We start from the raw sequence: 5629 nt of genomic DNA, 5'->3' as shown, positions 1-5629 counted from the left end.
GTACGCGATGAACGCGAACACCACCAGTGAGTACCAGATCAGCCCCCACAGCACGTCCCAGTCGAAATGCATGCGTGAACTCCCTTTCGGTCGGCTTACCGTTCGGGTCAGGCTAACCGCGCCGCCCGGTTGACGGAAGAGACTACCGCGCGAAGTGATGCAGTCGTGATCGACGTCGCGATGCCGACACCCCACACGGTGTGCCCACCGATGTCTGCCTCGACGTAAGCCGCGGCCTGCGCCGCCTCGCCGGTGGACATGGCGTGCTCGGAGTAGTCCAGCACGTGGACGTGGATGCCGACGTGGCCCAGCGCGTCGACGAATGCGGCCAGCGGGCCGTTGCCGGCGCCGGTGATCTGCATCGCCACGCCGTCGCGCTTGACGACGGCCTCGATCCGGTCGGTGCCGCCGTCGGTCTCGGCCGCGACAACCCGCTGACGGATCCGCTCCAGTGGCCGCACCGGGTGCAGGTACTCCTCGGCGAAGGCGTCCCACATCTCCTTGGGGCCGACCTCGCGGCCCTCCCCGCCGTCACCTGCCGGGCCCTCTGCGATCTTCTGGATCACCTTGGAGAACTCGATCTGCAGCCGCCGCGGCAGCACCAGCCCGTGGTCGGTCTTCATGATGTAGGCCACCCCGCCCTTGCCGGACTGCGAGTTGACCCGGATCACCGCTTCATAGGTGCGGCCGACGTCGCGCGGATCGATCGGCAGATACGGTACCTGCCAAAGCATGTCGTCCACATCGGCATCGGCGGCATCGGCGTCGCGCTTCATCTGATCCAGGCCCTTGTTGATGGCGTCCTGGTGGCTGCCGGAGAACGCGGTGTAGACCAGGTCGCCGCCGTAGGGGTGCCGTTCGGGCACCGGCAGCTGATTGCAGTACTCGACGGTGCGGCGGACCTCGTCGATGTCGGAGAAGTCGATCTGCGGGTCCACGCCGCGTGAGAACAGATTCAGGCCCAACGTCACCAGGCAGACGTTGCCGGTGCGCTCGCCGTTGCCGAACAGGCAGCCCTCGATGCGGTCCGCCCCGGCCTGATAGCCCAGTTCCGCCGCGGCGACCGCGGTGCCGCGGTCGTTGTGCGGGTGCAGCGAAAGGACGATTGACGCACGCCGATTGAGGTTGCGGCTCATCCACTCGATCGAGTCGGCGTAGACGTTGGGGGTGGCCATCTCGACGGTTGCCGGCAGGTTGACGATCAGCGGGTGGTCCGGCGTCGGCTCGATGACGTCGCCGACGGCGTCGCACACCTGTTTGGCGTACTCCAGCTCGGTGCCGGTGTAGGACACCGGCGAGTATTCGAACCGCCACCGGGTGGCGGGCTGTTTGGCGGCCTCCGCCAGGCATTTGCGGGCGCCGGCGACCGCAATCTCGCGCACCGCGGGCCGATCGGCGTGAAACACCACCCGGCGCTGCAGGATCGACGTCGAGTTGTAGAAGTGCACAATCGCGTTCGGCGCGCCCGCACAGGCTTCGAAGGTGCGCTCGATCAGTTCGTCGCGGCACTGGGTGAGCACCTGGATGGTGACGTCGTCGGGGATCGCGCCGCCCTCGATGATCTGGCGGACGAAGTCGAAGTCGGTCTGGCTGGCCGACGGGAAGCCGACTTCGATCTCCTTGTAGCCCATCGCCACCAGCAGGTCGAACATCCGCTGCTTGCGGGCCGGGCTCATCGGGTCGATCAGCGCCTGGTTGCCGTCACGCAGGTCGACCGCACACCACAGCGGTGCGCGGTCGACGACGCGATCCGGCCAGCGGCGGTCGGGCACGCTGATCGGCTCGACCTCGTCGGCGAAGCTGCGGTACCGGTTGACCGGCATCGACGACCCGCGTTGCGGGTTCCACCCGGGCTGGCCGGGGTTGGGCGGGCCCGACGGCTTGGTGACCGTCCAGGCGGACGTGAACGAGTCGGGTGATGGTCGAGAAAAGGTTGCCACGTTGATTGCTCCGGGTTGTCGGATGGACCTCAGACCGGCTCGTCGAACACCCGCGACGGGAGGCCGGTCTGGATCAGACCCCGTCGCGGCGTCCGAGGAGGAGCACCCGCTGCACGTCATGTACTGTACCCCGCCCGGGTATGTGGTGAACAGGTTGACCCCCGACCCAGGTGCGCCAGAGCGGCCCGATTGGTCGGTGTCGAAACTTAGGTGCTCGGCTACGTATCCTGGTAGCCGGCCCTCATCGCGAACATCCTGATAAACCATCCCGGGAAGGACGACAGTGGCGCTCGTCGTGCAGAAGTACGGCGGGTCCTCGGTGGCCGACGCCGATGCGATCCGCCGGGTGGCGGAGCGCATCGCCGAAACGAAGAAAGCCGGCAACGAGGTGGTCGTGGTCTGCTCGGCGATGGGTGACACCACCGATGATCTTTTGGAACTCGCGGCGCAGGTGTGCCCGGCCCCGCCGGCCCGTGAGCTGGACATGCTGCTGACCGCTGGCGAGCGGATCTCCAACGCGCTGGTGGCGATGGCCGTCGAATCGCTGGGCTGCCAGGCGCGGTCGTTCACCGGTTCGCAGGCCGGGCTGATCACCACCGGCGCCCACGGCAAGGCGAAGATCATCGACGTCACCCCGGGCCGGCTGCAGGCCGCGCTGGACGACGACCAGATCGTGCTGGTGGCCGGGTTCCAGGGCGTCAGCCAGGACAGCAAGGACGTCACCACGCTGGGTCGCGGCGGCTCGGACACCACCGCGGTGGCGCTGGCCGCCGCGCTGGGCGCCGACGTCTGCGAGATCTACACCGATGTCGACGGCATCTTCAGCGCCGACCCGCGTATCGTGTCCAACGCGAAACGGCTGGACACCATCACCTTCGAGGAGATGCTGGAGTTGGCCGCCTGCGGCGCCAAGGTGCTCATGTTGCGCTGCGTGGAGTACGCCCGTCGCTACCACATCCCGATCCACGTCCGGTCGTCGTACTCGGACCGGTCGGGCACCACCGTTACCGGATCGATCAAGGACATCCCCATGGAAGACCCCATCCTGACCGGAGTCGCATACGACCGCAGCGAAGCCAAGGTGACCGTCGTCGGCATCCCCGACCTGCCCGGCTACGCGGCCAAGGTCTTCCGCGGCGTCGCCGACGCCGATGTGAACATCGATATGGTGCTGCAGAACGTCTCCAAGATCGAGGGCGGCAAAACCGACATCACCTTCACCTGCCCGCGCGAGGCCGGGCGTACCGCGGTGGAGAAGCTGGAATCGCTCAAGGACGAGATCGGCTTCAGCGCGGTGAGCTGTGACGACCACATCGGAAAGGTGTCGCTGATCGGCGCCGGCATGCGCAGCCACCCCGGGGTCACCGCCACGTTCTGCGAGGCGCTGGCCCAGGTCGGGGTCAACATCGACCTGATCTCCACCAGCGAGATCCGGATCTCGGTGCTGTGCCGCGATTCCGAGCTGGACAAAGCCGTCGTGGCGGTGCACGAGGCGTTCGGCCTCGGCGGCGAGGAGCAGGCCACCGTGTACGCGGGAACGGGCCGCTGATGGTTGCCCTTGGTGTTGCCCTTGGTGTGGTAGGCGCCACCGGCCAGGTGGGCCGGGTGATGCGCACGCTGCTCGACGAACGCGACTTCCCGGCGACCAGCCTGCGGTTTTTCGCCTCGGCCCGGTCGGCGGGACGAAAACTGCCGTTCCGTGGCCAGCAGATCGTGGTCGAGGACACCGAAACCGCCGACCCGGCCGGCCTGGACATCGCGCTGTTCTCCGCCGGTGGGGCCACGTCGAAGGTGCAGGCGCCGCGGTTTGCCGCCGCCGGGGTGACGGTGATCGACAATTCGTCGGCGTGGCGCAAGGACACGGATGTGCCGCTGGTGGTCTCCGAGGTGAACTTCGACCGCGACGTCACCGGTGCGCTGCCCCTGAAGAAGGGCATCATCGCCAACCCGAACTGCACCACGATGGCCGCGATGCCGGTGCTCAAGCCGCTGCACGACGAGGCGCAGCTGGTCCGGCTGGTGGTCTCGACCTATCAGGCGGTCTCCGGCAGCGGGCTGGCCGGGGTGCAGGAGCTGGCCGAGCAGACCCGGGCGGTCTGCGACGACGCCGAGCAGCTGGTGTACGACGGCGACGCGGCCACCTTCCCGGCACCGAAGACATACGTCGCGCCGATCGCGTTCAACGTGGTGGCGCTGGCGGGCGGCTACGTCGACGACGACAGCGGGGAAACCGACGAAGACCAGAAGCTGCGCAACGAAAGCCGCAAGATCCTCGGCATCCCGGAGTTGGCGGTCAGCGGAACCTGCGTGCGGGTGCCGGTGTTCACCGGCCACTCGCTGTCCATCAACGCCGAGTTCGCTCGGCCGCTGTCGCCGCAGCGCGCCGCCGAGCTGCTCGACGGCGCGCCGGGGGTGAAACTGGTCGACGTGCCCACCCCGCTGGCTGCCGCCGGCGTGGACGACTCGCTGGTGGGCCGGATCCGGCGCGATCCGGGTGTGCCGGACGGGCGGGGCCTGGCGCTGTTCGTCTCCGGGGACAACCTGCGCAAGGGTGCTGCGCTGAACACGATCCAGATCGCCGAGCTGCTGGCCGCGTTATGATCCGCGGGTGCGCCCGGCAAGTCTGACCGCTCGCCGCGTCCTGCTTGCCATGTCAACGGCAGGTCTTCTTGCCGCACAAGTGATTCCGGGCGTCGCTGCTGACCCGCCGGCACCGGTTCCGCAACCGGTCCTGTTTCCGTTGGCCGAGGGACAGGTGTTCCGGATCGGCCCGGTGGCCGGCACTGGCACACCGACCGGCGACTACGGCATCGGCGCCACCGACCTGTGCGAGTTCGTCGACTTCCCCAGCGCGGTGCTGCAGGTCTGCGGCGACAGCTTCGCCGGGCAGGGCGTCGGGTTCGGTGGCTGGTACTCACCGGTCGCGCTGCGCGTCGACGGCGAATCGGTGGACGACCCGGCCGGGGTGCGCTACACCGGCGTCATCGGCATCCGCCAGCCGCTGCTGGCCGACAAGCCACCGCCCGGGGCGTCCCAGCTGCCGGCCGGCGTGGTGCAGATCAACCGGACCAATTACCTGATGGTGACCACCGTCAAAATGCTTGTGCCGCAGACCTCGCGATTGGTGAAAGCCGAACCGGCGCAGGGTCTTTGGCAGACCGTACCGGGTTCGGTGCGCGACGCCTCCTATCAGGGCGGCCGGCAGTCGCAGATCAGTGGCTACTACGACCCGATCCCGGCGCCGGATTCGCCGGCCGGCTGGGTGTACATCGTGGCGAACAACTTCGACCGCAGCGGGCCGGTGGTGCTCTACCGGGCCACGCCGGAGGCGTTGACCAACCGGTCGGCCTGGCAGGGCTGGGCGGCCGGGCCCGGCGGCGGCTGGAACAAGCCGCCCACCCCGCTGTGGGACGACAAGGTGGGCGAGATGAGTATCCGGCAGATCGACGGCAAGACCGTGCTGTCGTATTTCAACGCCAGCACCTGGAACATGGAAGTCCGGGTGGCGAACGATCCGACGTCGCTGGGGACGGCACCGGTGACCACGGTGGTGCAGTGGGGCGAGTGGCCCGAACCCGCCGAAGCCCTGCCGGCACCGTTCGACAACCGGCTCGCGCAGCCCTACGGCGGCTACATCTCGCCCGGGTCCACGCTGGACGAGCTGCGGGTGTTCGTCAGCCAGTGGAACA

General features: G+C 68.3%; 4 protein-coding genes. 3 read left to right on the top strand and 1 reads right to left on the bottom strand.

Annotated features, from left to right (window positions below; all coding sequences use genetic code 11):
• Positions 1-107: 107 nt before the first annotated feature.
• Entirely contained in the window at positions 108-1940 is a 1833-nt protein-coding gene (gene leuA, locus AC2VON_RS15715; protein WP_486953785.1) for a 2-isopropylmalate synthase, read from the bottom strand.
• 283 nt (positions 1941-2223) lie between these two features.
• Between leuA and AC2VON_RS15710 the strand changes: the two genes are divergently transcribed.
• The 3 genes from AC2VON_RS15710 to AC2VON_RS15700 all read left to right on the top strand — a co-directional run.
• On the top strand, positions 2224-3489 hold the full coding sequence (locus AC2VON_RS15710) for an aspartate kinase (protein ID WP_486953784.1): 1266 nt from the start codon (positions 2224-2226) through the stop codon (positions 3487-3489).
• Positions 3489-4541, top strand: a complete 1053-nt coding sequence (locus AC2VON_RS15705; RefSeq protein WP_486953783.1) for an aspartate-semialdehyde dehydrogenase — start codon at positions 3489-3491, stop codon at positions 4539-4541. The genes AC2VON_RS15710 and AC2VON_RS15705 overlap by 1 nt, the downstream gene beginning before the upstream one ends.
• Positions 4542-4590: 49 nt before the next feature.
• Positions 4591-5629: DUF4185 domain-containing protein (locus AC2VON_RS15700; RefSeq protein ID WP_486953786.1), on the top strand; the 1039-nt coding region annotated here is incomplete at its 3' end.

The sequence above is a fragment of the Mycobacterium sp. TH-M82 genome (assembly GCF_057473605.1).
This window is presented reverse-complemented; position numbering and strand designations above follow the sequence as displayed.

Bases quoted from the DNA above. Each gene is read 5' to 3' on its own strand.
- AC2VON_RS15705 (WP_486953783.1), top strand. From the start codon at position 3,489: ATGGTTGCCCTTGGTGTTGCCCTTGGTGTGGTAGGCGCCACCGGCCAG.